At 72.1% G+C, this 13,091-nt stretch carries 13 protein-coding genes; 4 read left to right on the top strand and 9 right to left on the bottom strand.

The features are described 5' to 3' along the window. Nucleotides 1-510, bottom strand: coding sequence for a ribosome maturation factor RimP (rimP, locus tag ACZ4K2_RS07275; protein ID WP_467474594.1), 510 nt, complete (start codon nucleotides 508-510; stop codon nucleotides 1-3). 262 nt (nucleotides 511-772) lie between these two features. On the opposite strand from rimP, the gene ACZ4K2_RS07270 reads away from it, so the two are divergent. The 3 genes from ACZ4K2_RS07270 (at nucleotide 773) to ACZ4K2_RS07260 (ending at nucleotide 2,873) form a co-directional block, all read left to right on the top strand. After that, on the top strand, nucleotides 773-1,285 hold the full coding sequence (locus ACZ4K2_RS07270) for a hypothetical protein (protein WP_467474593.1): 513 nt from the start codon (nucleotides 773-775) through the stop codon (nucleotides 1,283-1,285). Further along, nucleotides 1,282-1,791, top strand: a complete 510-nt coding sequence (locus tag ACZ4K2_RS07265; protein WP_467474591.1) for a ferritin-like domain-containing protein — start codon at nucleotides 1,282-1,284, stop codon at nucleotides 1,789-1,791. The genes ACZ4K2_RS07270 and ACZ4K2_RS07265 overlap by 4 nt, the downstream gene beginning before the upstream one ends. Nucleotides 1,792-1,973: 182 nt before the next feature. Next, on the top strand, nucleotides 1,974-2,873 hold the full coding sequence (locus tag ACZ4K2_RS07260) for an aminoglycoside phosphotransferase family protein (RefSeq protein ID WP_467474589.1): 900 nt from the start codon (nucleotides 1,974-1,976) through the stop codon (nucleotides 2,871-2,873). Nucleotides 2,874-2,959: 86 nt separating this feature from the next. On the opposite strand, the gene ACZ4K2_RS07255 is transcribed toward ACZ4K2_RS07260, so the two are convergent. The 6 genes from ACZ4K2_RS07255 to dxr all read right to left on the bottom strand — a co-directional run bounded on the left by ACZ4K2_RS07255 (nucleotide 2,960) and on the right by dxr (nucleotide 10,238). Beyond that, complete coding sequence (locus ACZ4K2_RS07255; RefSeq protein WP_467474587.1) at nucleotides 2,960-4,663, bottom strand: proline--tRNA ligase; 1,704 nt, start codon at nucleotides 4,661-4,663, stop codon at nucleotides 2,960-2,962. A gap of 74 nt (nucleotides 4,664-4,737) precedes the next feature. Then, the gene (locus ACZ4K2_RS07250; RefSeq protein WP_467474585.1) at nucleotides 4,738-5,268 is read right to left on the bottom strand and encodes a GNAT family N-acetyltransferase; all 531 of its coding nucleotides are present in this window, start codon (nucleotides 5,266-5,268) and stop codon (nucleotides 4,738-4,740) included. A 20-nt stretch (nucleotides 5,269-5,288) separates the two neighbouring features. Continuing rightward, a complete protein-coding gene (locus tag ACZ4K2_RS07245; RefSeq protein WP_467474583.1) occupies nucleotides 5,289-6,137 on the bottom strand; it encodes a GNAT family N-acetyltransferase in 849 nt (282 codons plus the stop codon). Nucleotides 6,138-6,342: 205 nt separating this feature from the next. Next, nucleotides 6,343-7,500, bottom strand: coding sequence for a flavodoxin-dependent (E)-4-hydroxy-3-methylbut-2-enyl-diphosphate synthase (gene ispG / locus ACZ4K2_RS07240; RefSeq protein WP_467474581.1), 1,158 nt, complete (start codon nucleotides 7,498-7,500; stop codon nucleotides 6,343-6,345). A gap of 168 nt (nucleotides 7,501-7,668) precedes the next feature. Continuing rightward, nucleotides 7,669-8,970: a M50 family metallopeptidase gene (locus ACZ4K2_RS07235; RefSeq protein ID WP_467474579.1), complete on the bottom strand. Its 1,302-nt coding sequence runs from the start codon at nucleotides 8,968-8,970 to the stop codon at nucleotides 7,669-7,671. Then, entirely contained in the window at nucleotides 8,967-10,238 is a 1,272-nt protein-coding gene (gene dxr, locus ACZ4K2_RS07230; RefSeq protein WP_467474577.1) for a 1-deoxy-D-xylulose-5-phosphate reductoisomerase, read from the bottom strand. Before dxr ends, ACZ4K2_RS07235 begins: the two co-directional genes overlap by 4 nt. 303 nt (nucleotides 10,239-10,541) lie before the next feature. On the opposite strand from dxr, the gene ACZ4K2_RS07225 reads away from it, so the two are divergent. Beyond that, nucleotides 10,542-12,140, top strand: a complete 1,599-nt coding sequence (locus tag ACZ4K2_RS07225; RefSeq protein ID WP_467474575.1) for a recombinase family protein — start codon at nucleotides 10,542-10,544, stop codon at nucleotides 12,138-12,140. Here the strand turns inward: ACZ4K2_RS07225 and ACZ4K2_RS07220 are convergent. Next, on the bottom strand, nucleotides 12,064-12,618 hold the full coding sequence (locus tag ACZ4K2_RS07220; RefSeq protein WP_467474573.1) for a hypothetical protein: 555 nt from the start codon (nucleotides 12,616-12,618) through the stop codon (nucleotides 12,064-12,066). The genes ACZ4K2_RS07225 and ACZ4K2_RS07220 overlap by 77 nt on opposite strands. Nucleotides 12,619-12,631: 13 nt before the next feature. Then, nucleotides 12,632-13,081 (bottom strand): hypothetical protein, encoded by a 450-nt coding sequence (locus ACZ4K2_RS07215; RefSeq protein WP_467474571.1) that lies wholly within the window; start codon nucleotides 13,079-13,081, stop codon nucleotides 12,632-12,634. Nucleotides 13,082-13,091 lie beyond the last annotated feature (10 nt).

Below are 13,091 nucleotides of genomic sequence, written 5' to 3'. Positions count from 1 at the left end.
CTACGCCTCCTCCTCTTCCTTCATGTCCTTTTTGTCCTTGCGGTTGAACTCGACCTGCACGCGCGCCCTGTCGATCTCCGGGAAGCCGAGTCTGCGGGTGGTGGCCTTGCGCCCCTTGACCCCGGGGACCTCGACGTCGAGACCGTCCTCGTCGACCGCCAGGATCCGGGCGACCAGCTCGCCGCCCTCGGTGAGCTGGAACCTCACCAGACGGTCGGTGGCCCGCACGAAGTGGCGGTGCTCGGTGAGGAGGCGCTCCGCGCCGGGGGTCCCGACCTCCAGGTCGTAGGCGACGTCGCCCATCGCGTCGGTCTCGTCGAGCCTCGCCGAGAGCGCACGGCTCACATCGGCGATGGCGTCCAGGTCCGCCCCCGTGTCGGAGTCGACGACCACGCGCAGCACCCGCTTGCGTCCTACGGAGTCCACGGCGATCTCTTCGAGATCCAGCCCCTGGGAGGTGACGAGCGGTTCCAGCAGCTCTCGCAGCCTCTCGCTCTGGGTGGTGCTCATCCGGGTGACTCCTCGGCCGCGTGTGCTGTTGTGGGATGGGGCGCGTGTCTGGTCAAAGGGTATCCGGTCGCGAGGGCTGTTGCCGTCCACCCGGGCCCCCGGCGCCGGGCGGGGACCGCCGCCGCCCGGCGGACCGGGTGGGCCGGGCGGCGACGGAGCGCTGAGCCGGTGACGCGGGGCGGACGGGTTCGCGGGTACCGTGATCAGCGGCGGGCCGGCCTTCCCGCCCGTGTGTTCGTACGAGCTCCCGAGGACGTCAGCCGTGCCGTACTCCCCGCCTCCGCGCGCCCTTCCGCGGCCGCGCAGAAGAACCCTGCTCGCCTCCGGCGCCGGCGTCGGCGCCGCCCTGCTGGCGGGCTGCTCGGCCGCCCCCGGCTCCGGCGACGACGGCCCCTCGGCCACCGCCCGGGGACGCGCGCGTGCGGCCCGGGACAGCCGGGGGCTGCTGGCGCGGTACGACGCCGTGCTCGCCGCGCACCCGGGGCTGGCGGACCGGCTGCGCCCGCTGCGGGCGCAGGTCGCGGCGCACGCGGCGGCCTTCGAGGAGGGCGCGCCCGCGACCGCCGCGGTGACGCCCGCGGCGCGGGTCTCCGCCACCGCGGTCCCGGCCGCCGAGAAGGACGCCGTCGCCGGGCTGGCGGCCGCCGAGCGCGCCCTGGCCGACCGGCGCGCAGCGGACCTGCTGCGGGCGCCGGGCGAGCTGGCGCGGCTGCTGGCGTCCGTCGCCGCGGCCGGTGCCGCGCACGCGTACCTGCTGACGGAGGGGGCCCGGTGAGCGACGGGACGGACGCGGCCGGACGGGCCGGACAGGCCGAGGTGACCGCGTTGCAGGCGGCGCTGGCGGCGGAGCACGCGGCGGTGTACGGCTACGGCGTCGTGGGCGGACGGATCGGCGAGCGGCGCCGGACCGAGGCGCGGGCGGCGTACGACGCCCACCGGGCCCGCCGGGACGCCCTGGTGCGCGCGGTGCGGGACCTGGGCGGTGCGCCGGTCGCCGCGAGCGCCGCGTACGCGCTGCCGTTCCCGGTGCGGGACGGCACGGCCGCGGTGCGGCTCGCCGCGCGGCTGGAGGAGCGGGTGGCCGGGGTCTACTCGGACCTGGTGCGGGCGGCGACCGGATCACGGCGGGCCGACGCCGCCGGGGCGCTGCGGGAGGCCGCGGTGCGGGCGGTGCGCTGGAGCGGGGGGAGCGTAGCCTTCCCTGGGCTCGCCGAGCGGTCCGGCGAGCGGACGGGCGCGGCGGGCACGGCCCCGTCGCCCTCGGCGCCGGTGCGGCGCTAGGCAGCGCTACGGCGGACCCTTTCGGCGGGACGGAAACGGACGGCGGGGTACGGACCCGCACGGCTGGGCGTCGGGACGACGGTCCCGGGCGACAGGACGACGGACTCGGGCACGCCCCCGACAGGACCCGACGGGACCCGACGGGACCCGACGGGACCCGACAGGAAGGGAACGACTCGCGCATGGCTTTCGAAGCGCCGCCGCGCCTGGTACGCGCGCTCGGTGAGACGGCACCGGCCGGGGACGACTGGCTGGCGCGGCTGCCCGCGGCGGCCGAGCGGGCCGTGGCCCGCCGCGAGTTGACCGTCGAGCGGGTCCAGGTGCCGGGCGGGCGCAGCAGTCTGGTGCTGCTCGTGCGGCGGCCGGACGGCTCCCCGGCGGTGCTGAAGCTGGCGCCGGCCCGGGCCCGCCCGGAGAGCGAGCGGGCGGCTCTGGCCCGCTGGTCCGGGCTGGGCGCCGTACAGCTGCTGGAGTCCGGCGCGGACGACGGGGCGCTGCTGCTGGAGCGGCTGCACCCGGACGTGTCGGTGCGCTCGCTGCCGGAGGCGAAGGCGCTGCTGGAGGCGGCCGGGACGCTGCGCCGGCTGTGGGTGCCGCCGCCGGCCGGGCACGTCTTCGAGACCGTCGCCGAGCGCACCGGGCGGCAGGCGGTGGCCATGCGGGCGGGCGCGGCGGCCGATCCGGAGGCGGCGCCCCTGGTGGCCGCGGCGCTCGCGGCCCGCGAGGAGCTGCTGGCCGCACCGCCCGAGCCGTCGCTGCTGCACGGCACGTTCCGGCAGAGCAAGGTGCTCGCGGGCGACCGGATGCCGTGGCTCGCGGTGGGGCCGGACCCGGTGGTCGGCGAGAGCGCCTTCGACCTGGCCCGGCTGGTCCGTGACCGGGTGGAGGACCTGATCGCCGCGCCGTCCGGCCCGTCCACCACCCGGCGCCGGATCAAGCGGCTCGCGGAGTCGCTGGAGGTGGACCAGGAGCGGTTGCGCGGGTGGACGCTGTTCCGCGCGGTGGAGTCGGGCATCCGGGCGCGGCGGGTCGGCCGCGAGGGCGACGCCGAGCTGCTGCTGGAGTTCGCGAGCTGGCTGTAGGCGGTTCCCGTGGGACGGGAACCGCGGGCCGGTGCGGTGGGCGGCGGCGCGCCGGGGCGTGCGCACCGCTCACCGCTCGCCCGGCGTCAGGCGGTGAGGCGGGTGAGCGCGTCCTCGACGGACAGTTCCTCGCGCTCACCGGTCCTGCGGTCCTTCAGCTCCAGCACGCCCTCGGCGGAGCGGCGGCCGGCCACCAGGATCTGCGGGACGCCGATCAGCTCGGCGTCGGTGAACTTCACGCCCGGGGAGACGCCGGCCCGGTCGTCGACCAGGACGCGGACGCCGGCCGCGGCGAGCTTCTCGGCGACGTCGAGCGCCAGCTCGGTCTGGAGGGCCTTGCCGGCGGCCACGACGTGCACGTCGGCCGGGGCGACCTCCTTGGACCACACCAGGCCCTTGTCGTCGGCGGTCTGCTCGGCGAGCGCGGCGACGGCACGGGAGACGCCGATGCCGTAGGAGCCCATGGTGACGCGGACCGGCTTGCCGTTCTGGCCGAGGACGTCCAGCTTGAGGGCGTCGGTGTACTTGCGGCCGAGCTGGAAGATGTGGCCGATCTCGATGGCGCGGTCCAGCTTCAGGCCGGTGCCGCAGTTCGGACAGGGGTCGCCGTCCTGCACGACGACGACGTCCACGTACGCGTCGACCTCGAAGTCCCGGCCGGCGACGACGTTCCTGGCGTGGACCTGGTCCTTGTTGGCGCCGGTGATCCAGGAGGTGCCGGGGGCGACGCGCGGGTCGGCGATGTAGGTGACCTTCTCGCCGAGGCCCTGCGGGCCGACGTAGCCGCGGACCAGGTCGGGGCGCCCGGCGAAGTCCGCCTCGGTGACCATCTCGACGGCGGCCGGGGCGAAGTGCGCCTCGACCTTGCCCAGGTCCACCTCGCGGTCGCCGGGCACGCCCACGGCGACGATCTCGCCGTCCACCTTGACCAGCAGGTTCTTCAGCGTGGCGGAGGCCGGGACACCGAGGGAGGCGGCCAGCGTCTCGATGGTCGGGGTGTCCGGGGTGGGGATCTCCTCCAGCGCGGGCACGCCGGCGGCGTCGACCGGCTTCAGGGCGTAGGTGATCGCCTCGGTGTTGGCGGCGAACTCGCAGTTCGGACAGTCCGCGAAGGTGTCCTCGCCGGCCTCGGCCGGGGCCAGGAACTCCTCGGACTTCGAGCCGCCCATGGCGCCGGCGGTGGCCGCGCAGATGCGGTAGTCGAGGCCGAGGCGCTCGAAGATCCGCTGGTAGGCCGCGCGGTGCAGGGCGTAGGAGTGCGCGAGGCCCTCGTCCGCCAGGTCGAAGGAGTACGAGTCCTTCATCAGGAACTCGCGGCCGCGCAGGATGCCGGCGCGGGGGCGGGCCTCGTCGCGGAACTTGGTCTGGATCTGGTAGAGGAGCACCGGCAGGTCCTTGTAGGACGTGCACTGGTCCTTGACCAGCAGGGTGAAGATCTCCTCGTGGGTGGGGCCGAGGAGGTAGTCGCCGCCCTTGCGGTCCTTGAGCCGGAACAGCTCCTGGCCGTACTCGTCCCAGCGGCCGGTGGCCTCGTAGGGCTCGCGCGGCAGCAGGGCGGGCAGCGTGACCTCCTGGGCGCCGATGGCGTCCATCTCCTCGCGGACGATCCGCTCGACGTTGGCGAGTACCTTCTTGCCGAGGGGGAGCCAGCTCCAGATGCCGGCGGCCGTGCGGCGGACGTAGCCGGCCCGGACGAGGAGCTTGTGGCTGAGGACCTCGGCGTCCGCCGGGTCGTCGCGCAGCGTCTTCGTCATCAACTGGGACATGCGCTGGACCGGTGCGTTGGCCATGGTTCTCGTACTCCTGCCGGAATCGGGTGATGGCATAGGAGGTTAGCCGGGGGGGCTGTGCCGGTGGAAATCGGTCAGCGCCTGCGCAGGGGCAGGGGGGCGCCCATCACCGCGTACGGCCGCGCCGCGCTCGGGAAGTGGACCTGGCGGGCGAGGTCGACGTAGCCGAGGGAGTGGTAGAGGCCCCGGGCGGGGCTGTCGGTGTCGATCGCGGAGAGGATCGAGCGGGGTTCGGCGGCGCTGTCGGTGATGGTGGTGATGAGGCGCCGGCCGATGCCGCGGTTCTGGTGGTCGGGGTGGACGTGCAGTTCGGTGATGACGAAGGAGTCGTCGAGCCAGTCGTCGTTGCCGCCCGCGCGGAGGTAGGGCTCGACGACGGTGGACCACCAGTGGGTACGGCTGTTGGGCATGCCGTAGACGAAGCCGACGAGCCGGCCCCGGCTGACGGCTCCGAGGGCCCGCGCGCCCCGGTACTGCATGTGGCGCTGGACGATCTGCCGGCGTACGGAGACTTCCTCGGGGCCGAGCCCGAAGGCCACGGCCTGGACGGCCAGGGCCTCGTCGACGTGGGCTGTCAGGTCCAGGGGGCCGATCACGAGGTCCATGCGGGGAGGGTACAGGGGGGTCAGAACAGAACGCTCATGAAGGCGCCCACCTCTTGGAAGCCCACCCTGCGGTACGTGCGCCTCGCGGCGGTGTTGAAGTCGTTCACGTACAGGCTGGCGACCGGGGCCACGTCCGCGAGGGCGTAGCGCAGGACCGCCGCCATGCCGGGGGCCGCCACGCCCCTGCCGCGGTATTCGGGGGCCACCCATACGCCCTGGATCTGGCAGGCATGGGGGGTCGCCGCGCCGATCTCCGCCTTGAAGACGACCCGGCCCCGCTCGTCGACGCGGGCGAACGAGCGCCCGGAGCCGACGAGTTCGGCGACCCGGGCCTGGTAGAGCAGTCCGCCGTCACCGGACAGCGGGGAGACGCCGACCTCCTCGGTGAACATCGCCACGCACGCCGGCATGATCGTCTCCATCTCGTCCTTGCGGACGCGGCGGACGTACGGGTCGGGGGCTATGTCGGCCGGCATGCGGTCGGTGACCATCAGCGGCTGCCGGGCGCGGACCTCGCGGGCCGGGCCCCAGTGCGGCTCCAGCAGCCGCCAGAGCTCGGCGGTTGACTCGGCGGGGCCGACGATGGAGGAGCAGCGGCGGCCGGCCCGGCGGGCGCGGTCGGCGAAGGCGCGGACGGCGCGCGGGGTGGCGCAGATGGGGACCAGGTTGGCGCCCGCGTAGCACAGGGACGTGAGCATGCCGCCCTCGTACCAGCCCCACATCTCGCCGCCGAGGCGCCAGGGGTCGAGGCCCGCGACCCTGACCCGCGAGGTCACGAAGGCGTTCGCGACCGGCTCGCGGTCGAGGACGGCGAGCGCGGCGTCGAGGTCACTCGGTTCGAGCACCCGGGAGGTGGTCTGGGTCAACACGTGCGGGGCCTCACCCTGGGGGTTTCGCTGGTCCCGGCACTATAACCGCGCCGCTTGGGCCGTGCGCCCCGGAGTACCGGGGGTATCCCGGGTCCGGGCCGCCGCGGGACGTCGCGGACCGGACGCGGCCGGGGGCGGCGGCGTGGGGCGCCGCGGCCCGGTCCGGTCCGCGGGAGGGCGGGGCCGGTGCGGGCCCCGGTCCGCGTCAGCCCGCCACCGAGACGGACGGCTCGCCGGAGGCCGTGCCCTCGGCCTCCATCTTCTCGGCGAGCTTCATGGCCTCCTCGATGAGGGTCTCGACGATCTTGGACTCGGGGACGGTCTTGATGACCTCGCCCTTGACGAAGATCTGGCCCTTGCCGTTGCCGGAGGCGACGCCGAGGTCGGCCTCGCGGGCCTCGCCGGGGCCGTTGACGACGCAGCCCATGACGGCGACGCGGAGCGGGACCTCCATGCCGGTCAGGCCCGCGGTGACCTCTTCGGCGAGCTTGTACACGTCCACCTGGGCCCGGCCGCAGGACGGGCAGGAGACGATCTCCAGGCCGCGCTGGCGCAGGTTCAGCGACTCCAGGATCTGGATGCCGACCTTGATCTCCTCGACCGGCGGGGCCGACAGGGAGACGCGGATGGTGTCGCCGATGCCCTGGGAGAGCAGCGCGCCGAAGGCGACGGCCGACTTGATGGTGCCCTGGAAGGCCGGGCCGGCCTCGGTCACGCCGAGGTGGAGCGGGTAGTCGCACTGCTCGGCGAGTTGCCGGTAGGCCTCGATCATGACGACCGGGTCGTTGTGCTTGACGGAGATCTTGATGTCGCGGAAGTCGTGCTCCTCGAAGAGCGACGCCTCCCACAGGGCGGACTCGACGAGGGCCTCGGGGGTGGCCTTGCCGTACTTCTGGAGCAGGCGGCGGTCCAGCGAGCCGGCGTTCACGCCGATGCGGATCGGGGTGCCGTGGTCCTTGGCGGCCTTGGCGATCTCCCGGACCTTGTCGTCGAACTGCTTGATGTTGCCCGGGTTCACCCGGACCGCGGCGCAGCCCGCCTCGATGGCGGCGAAGACGTACTTCGGCTGGAAGTGGATGTCCGCGATGACCGGGATCTGCGACTTGGTCGCGATGGTGGCCAGGGCGTCGGCGTCGTCCTGCGTGGGGCAGGCGACCCGGACGATCTGGCACCCGGAGGCGGTCAGCTCGGCGATCTGCTGGAGGGTGGCGCCGATGTCGGACGTACGGGTCGTGGTCATCGACTGGACCGAGACCGGCGCGTCCCCGCCGACCGCCACGCTGCCGACCTGGATCTGGCGGCTCTTGCGCCGCTCGGCGAGCTTGGTCGGAACGGACGGCATGCCGAGAGAAATCGCAGTCATCTGCTGTGCAACCCCAAGTCGTGGATCAAGATCCGGCCCCGTGAACGGCGGGCTCGAAGTCCGAGATTACGGCACCGGGGCGGGCGCCAGCACATCCCACCCGGAAACCCACTCGTTGGGACGCGGCCCGGAACCACGGGGTTCCGGGCCGCCCCGAACGCCGGACGGCTAGGAGATTTTGACCGGGTTGACGACGTCGGCGATCAGCACCAGGACGGTGAAGCAGACGAAGATCCCGGCCACCACGTACGCCACCGGCATGAGCTTGGCGACGTCGAACGGACCGGGGTCGGGCCGGCGCAGCACCCGGGCCAGGTTCCGCCGCAGCGCCTCCCACAGGGCGCCCGCGATGTGCCCGCCGTCGAGCGGCAGCAGCGGGAGCATGTTGAACAGGAACAGGGAAAGGTTGAACCCGGCGAGCAGCATCACGAACATCGCCACCTGCTGGGAGGCGGGGATGTCGAGGGTGGCGATGTCGCCGGTGATGCGGGCCGCGCCGACGATGCCCACCGGGGAGTCCTGCTCGCGCGGGCCGTCGCCGAAGGCGGCGTCCCACAGGGCCGGGATCTTGGCGGGCAGGGCGGCGAGCGAGTCGACGGCGTCGCCGACCCGGTCGGTCATCCAGGTCACCGATCCGCCGAAATCCTGCCGGACCACCCCGGTGGCGGCGCTGAAGCCGAGGAAGCCGGCCTCGACGTAGCCGTCGGTGTACTGGCCGGCGGAGTCCTTCCTGGCGACCTTGTTCGTCGTGATCGTCGTGTGCAGGGTCAGCCGGCGGCCGTCGCGGTCGACGACGATCGCGACGTTCTTGCCCGCGCTGTCCCGGATGCGGTCCGAGAGCGTGTTCCAGTCCTGGGTGCGCACGCCGTCGAAGGAGACGATCTCGTCGCCCGCCTTCAGGCCGGCCTTCCGCGCCGGGGAGACCGGGTCGGACTTCTTGCAGGTGTCGCGGTGCTCGCTCTGCTCGATGGAGCAGGGCGAGACGGAGGAGACGGTGGTGGTCTGCTGCTGGATGCCGAAGCCCATGAGCACGGTGAAGAACAGGGCGACGGCGAGCACCAGGTTCATGAAGGGGCCCGCGAACATGACGATGACGCGCTTCCACGGCTTGCGCGTGTAGAACATGCGCGTCTCGTCACCCGGCCGGAGTTCCTCGAAGGCGGCCGAGCGGGCGTCCTCGATCATGCCGCGCCACGGGGAGGTGGAGCGGGCGGAGACCCGGCCCTGGCCGTCGGGCGGGAACATGCCGATCATGCGGATGTAGCCGCCCAGCGGGATCGCCTTGACGCCGTACTCGGTCTCGCCCTTCCTGCGCGACCAGACGGTCGGGCCGAAGCCGACCATGTACTGCGGGACGCGGATGCCGAAGAGCTTGGCCGTCGACAGGTGCCCCAGCTCGTGCCAGGCGATCGAGACGAGCAGACCGACCGCGAAGACCGCTATGCCGAGGATGAACATCAAGGTCGTCATGCACGCGCCTCCGCGGTCGCCGTCGTGGCTGTGAGTTCGCGGGCCCGGGCCCGGGCCCAGGTCTCCGCTTCGAGGACGTCCGGCACGGTGAGCGAGGTTCCCGTGACCGGGGTGCCGTGCTCCTCGACCACCCGGGTGACGGTCTCCATGATCCCGTTGAAGGGCAGCGCGCCGCTCAGGAAGGCCTCGACGCACTCCTCGTTGGCCGCATTGAACACCGCCGGGGCCGTTCCCGCGAGCTGCCCCACGTGCCGGGCGAGGCCGACCGACGGGAACGCCTCGTCGTCCAGCGGGAAGAACTCCCAGGTGGACGCCTTGCTCCAGTCGAAGGCGGGTGCCGCGTCCGGGACTCGTTCGGGCCAGCCCAGACCGACGGCGATGGGGCCGCGCATGTCGGGGGGCGTGGCCTGGGCGATCGTGGAGCCGTCGGTGAACTCGACCATCGAGTGGACGTACGACTGCGGGTGCACGACCACCTCGATGCGGTCGAAGGGGATGTCGTAGAGGAGGTGCGCCTCGATGACCTCCAGTCCCTTGTTGACCAGGGTCGCGGAGTTGACCGTGATCACCGGGCCCATCGCCCAGGTGGGGTGGGCGAGGGCGTCCTGGACGGTGACGTCGGCCAGCTCCGCCCGGGTCCGGCCGCGGAAGGGGCCGCCGGAGGCGGTGACGACCAGTTTGCGGACGTCGGCGCGGGTGCCGGCGGCCAGCGACTGGAAGAGGGCCGCGTGCTCGGAGTCGACCGGGATGATCTGGCCGGGCCGGGCCAGCGCGGTGACCAGCGGCCCGCCGACGATCAGCGACTCCTTGTTGGCGAGCGCCAGCGTGCGGCCCGCCTTCAGGGCGGCCAGGGTGGGGGCGAGGCCGATGGAGCCGGTGATGCCGTTGAGCACCGTGTGGCAGTCGGAGGCGGCGAGCTGGGAGGCCGCGTCGGGTCCGGCGACGACCTCGGGCAGCGGCTCCCGGCCGCCGTACTCGGCGGCCAGCGCCTCGCGCAGCGCGGGCACGACGTCCTCGCGCGCGACCGCGACGGTGCGCACCCGCAGCCGGTGCGCCTGCTCGGCGAGGAGGGCCACCCGACCGCCGTTCGCGGAGAGGGCGGTGACCCGGAAGCGGTCGGGGTTGCGCAGCACGAGGTCGATGGCCTGGGTGCCGATGGATCCGGTGGAGCCGAGGACCACCACGTCCTTGGGGCCGTCGCCGCGGACGGGGTCGTAGACGAGGTGCGGATCGGCGAGGGGTGCCGGATGGGCGGGACTGTCGGTCATCCCCCCATTGTGGCCGCACGGGGCGGCGGCTCCGACAGTGCGTCCCCCGGGGCGGGTGCGTCGGGGGCCCGCATCGCCGGAAAGAGTGATTCTCCGGGGCCGGCGGGCGGCGCGGTGGACGCGCGGATCATGTGATGACACGTCCGCGCGCCGCGGCCGTCCGCCGGGCGGCCGGGTGAGCGGTGCCGCGGCTCAGCGCACCCGGTCGCCGAAGGGCCGGCGGGCGTTCTCGTGCGCCGAGGGCCCGGGGGCGGCGTCGGCGAATCCCTTCCAGATCCCTCGCTTGATGGCTAGCCTCAGCGCATGCCGCTCGCGCCCGAGTACCTGCACATGGTCCATCCCGGCGTCGCCTTTCACGCCCTCCTGTACGGCCGAAACAGCCGGGATCCGAAGAAGAAAGGCCGGTCCGTCGAAGCCCAGTTGCACGACGGCCGAGCCCTCGCGGAGCGCTTCGAGTGGCACATCATCGAGGAGTTCAAGGACGCTGGCCTTAGTGCCAGCCGGCACGCACGCCGTGATCGCGACGACTTCGAGGCGCTCTTGGACGCCATCGAGAACGGCCCGTCTCTCCCCGGCGTCATCCGTATCTGCGTCGCCTACGAAGCCTCCCGCTACTACCGCGACCTTGAGGCGTACGTGCGGCTCCGCAACGCCTGCTACCACGCTGGCGTGCTGCTTTGCTACAACAACACCGTCTACGACCTCAGCAAGAGGGAGGACCGCAAGGCCACCGCGCAGGACGCCATCGCCGCGGAGGACGAGGTCGAGGGCATCCGGGACCGCAACGTCCGCACGGCCCGGCAGACAGCAGAGAAGGGCGGCGTCTGGGGGAAGATCCCGTTCGGCTACTACCGGCGGTACGACCCGAACACCGGGGAGCTGCTCGGACAGTACGAGCACAAGACGCACGGCCCGATCGTTGTCAGAGCGCTCCAGCACGTCGACGGCGGTGGATCGCTCCACTCACTCGTCCAAGAGCTGAAGCGGAACCCGGACGCTGCCCGCCCGGACGGTGCCGAGTGGAACGACAACTCGGTCAAGTACATGCTGCTCAATCGCGTGTACCTCGGCGAGCGGGTCCACCACGGTAAGTCGACGAAGGCGATGTGGGCACCGTTGCGGGGACTGGATGACGCCGAGGGCCGAGCCCTGTTCCGCCGCGTCACCAAGATCCTCACCGACCCTGCCCGCGGCGGACAGTACGATTCCCGGGCCGCGTCTCTTCTCTCTCACCTCGCCGTGTGCGGCGAATGCCTAGACGGCCCTGTCCTGAAAGGCGACAAGCGGCACAGCGACAAGGCGCCCATCTACCAGTGCAAACCTAACCGCAACGTGCGCATCCGCACGTCACTGCTCGATGCGTACGTAGAGGAGGGCCTCCTGGAGTGGCTACGCGACAAGGATGCGGCGCGGGCGGCGCTGATCCCGGACCAGGCGCAGCAGCGGAAGGACGTCGAGCAGGCGCAGGAACTGCTCGCGGTCTATGGCGAGGAGCTGGAAGAGGCGCGGCGGCTTGCCCGGACGCGCAACGAGAGCGGCCGGCCCCTGCTCTCTCTGGCGGCGCTGTCGAATACGGAGTTGGATCTGCTGCCGAAGATTGAGCAGCTGGAGCAGAAGCTTCAGACCGCGACCGGTTTGCCGCTGCTCGTCCAGCAGTTGCTGGCGGCCGTGAATGTCGATGCAGCGTGGGAGAAGCTGACGCTGGAGAAGAAGAGGGAGGCGATCCGGCAACTGGTGACGGTGCGACTGTTCAAGGCGTCACGGCCGGGTGTGCACAAGATCGAGCCGGGACGAGTCCAGTTGGCGTTTATAGGGACGCCGGGGTTCAGGGGCCCACGACCCCGTGCTCGCGGGACCTCTCACCCTTTGGAGCGGCGTCTCGGTCCTTCTGCGGGAACCTGATGAGTCGGCCGCTGCTGCTCGTGGTGTCGGGCGCGAACTTGCCGTTGCGGTACATGTAGAAGGCCGCTTCCACTGACTCGGCGATCAGCGTGGCTCGTTTCTCTTCGAACTCGGCGCGCATCGCTTCTCGCTCTTGGGCCAGGGTGTTGGCGATGCGCCGGCGTTCGGCGGCGGCGTCGCGGTTCAGGCGACCCTGCTCGATTTCGAGGGCGGCCTGGGCGGCGAGGTAGGTGTCCTTTCGGGACTGTGCCTCGCGCTGGGTGGCGGCGAGTGCCTGGCGTACGTCTCGGGTGTCGACTATCCACGACCGGATGAGGACGAGAGCGAACGCTGTCAGGGAGGACAGTGTCAGGCACAGGCCGCCGACGGCGGCGGGGAGATGGTCACTTGGTATTCCCCAGGCGATGAGCGCGAGTCCTGCGAGGGTTGTTACTGCCGCCGTGCTGTTGGTGACTCGCGTACTGCCTTTGGAATCCATTCGTACCCCCGCATCACAGTTGTGCTGCTGCCCCTCCGTTGTCAGCCGGGTGATCGTCGGAGGTGTCATCTTCGAGACGTTTGAGGCGTCGGATGGTTGCAAAGAACACTTCCCGTCCGACTTCGTCACGGATGCCCAGACGATCAGCGGCCTCCTCGGGAGTAAGCGCTGATCGTACCTGCGATCGATCCGTTTCGGACAGTGACTGGAGTGATTCAGGCGGGAGGCCGAGCCCCTCGGTGAGGAGCACTCCGAGGTTTATGCCGGTAACTTCGCTGATCGCCTCGTAGAACCGGGCGTCCGGTACGGCAGTTCCTTGCCATAGCCGGGTGACGCTGCTGTCAGGCATGCCGGTATCTCGCGCGAAGCGCGCCTTGGCGCCGAAGCCGGTGTAGCCGGCGCGTTCAGCGGCGGGCACGACGAGGTCGGCGAAGCGTCGTGCGCGGGGGGTGGCGTCGGTCATATCCAGGAAC

Source organism: Streptomyces sp. NPDC025833 (genome assembly GCF_055558055.1).
This window is presented reverse-complemented; position numbering and strand designations above follow the sequence as displayed.

Bases quoted from the DNA above. Each gene is read 5' to 3' on its own strand.
- ACZ4K2_RS07250 (WP_467474585.1), bottom strand. From the start codon at position 5,268: ATGGACCTCGTGATCGGCCCCCTGGACCTGACAGCCCACGTCGACGAG.
- ACZ4K2_RS07235 (WP_467474579.1), bottom strand. From the start codon at position 8,970: ATGACGACCTTGATGTTCATCCTCGGCATAGCGGTCTTCGCGGTCGGT.
- ACZ4K2_RS07225 (WP_467474575.1), top strand. From the start codon at position 10,542: ATGCCGCTCGCGCCCGAGTACCTGCACATGGTCCATCCCGGCGTCGCC.
- ACZ4K2_RS07215 (WP_467474571.1), bottom strand. From the start codon at position 13,081: ATGACCGACGCCACCCCCCGCGCACGACGCTTCGCCGACCTCGTCGTG.
- rimP (WP_467474594.1), bottom strand. From the start codon at position 510: ATGAGCACCACCCAGAGCGAGAGGCTGCGAGAGCTGCTGGAACCGCTC.
- ispG (WP_467474581.1), bottom strand. From the start codon at position 7,500: ATGACTGCGATTTCTCTCGGCATGCCGTCCGTTCCGACCAAGCTCGCC.
- dxr (WP_467474577.1), bottom strand. From the start codon at position 10,238: ATGACCGACAGTCCCGCCCATCCGGCACCCCTCGCCGATCCGCACCTC.
- ACZ4K2_RS07255 (WP_467474587.1), bottom strand. From the start codon at position 4,663: ATGGCCAACGCACCGGTCCAGCGCATGTCCCAGTTGATGACGAAGACG.
- ACZ4K2_RS07220 (WP_467474573.1), bottom strand. From the start codon at position 12,618: ATGGATTCCAAAGGCAGTACGCGAGTCACCAACAGCACGGCGGCAGTA.
- ACZ4K2_RS07260 (WP_467474589.1), top strand. From the start codon at position 1,974: ATGGCTTTCGAAGCGCCGCCGCGCCTGGTACGCGCGCTCGGTGAGACG.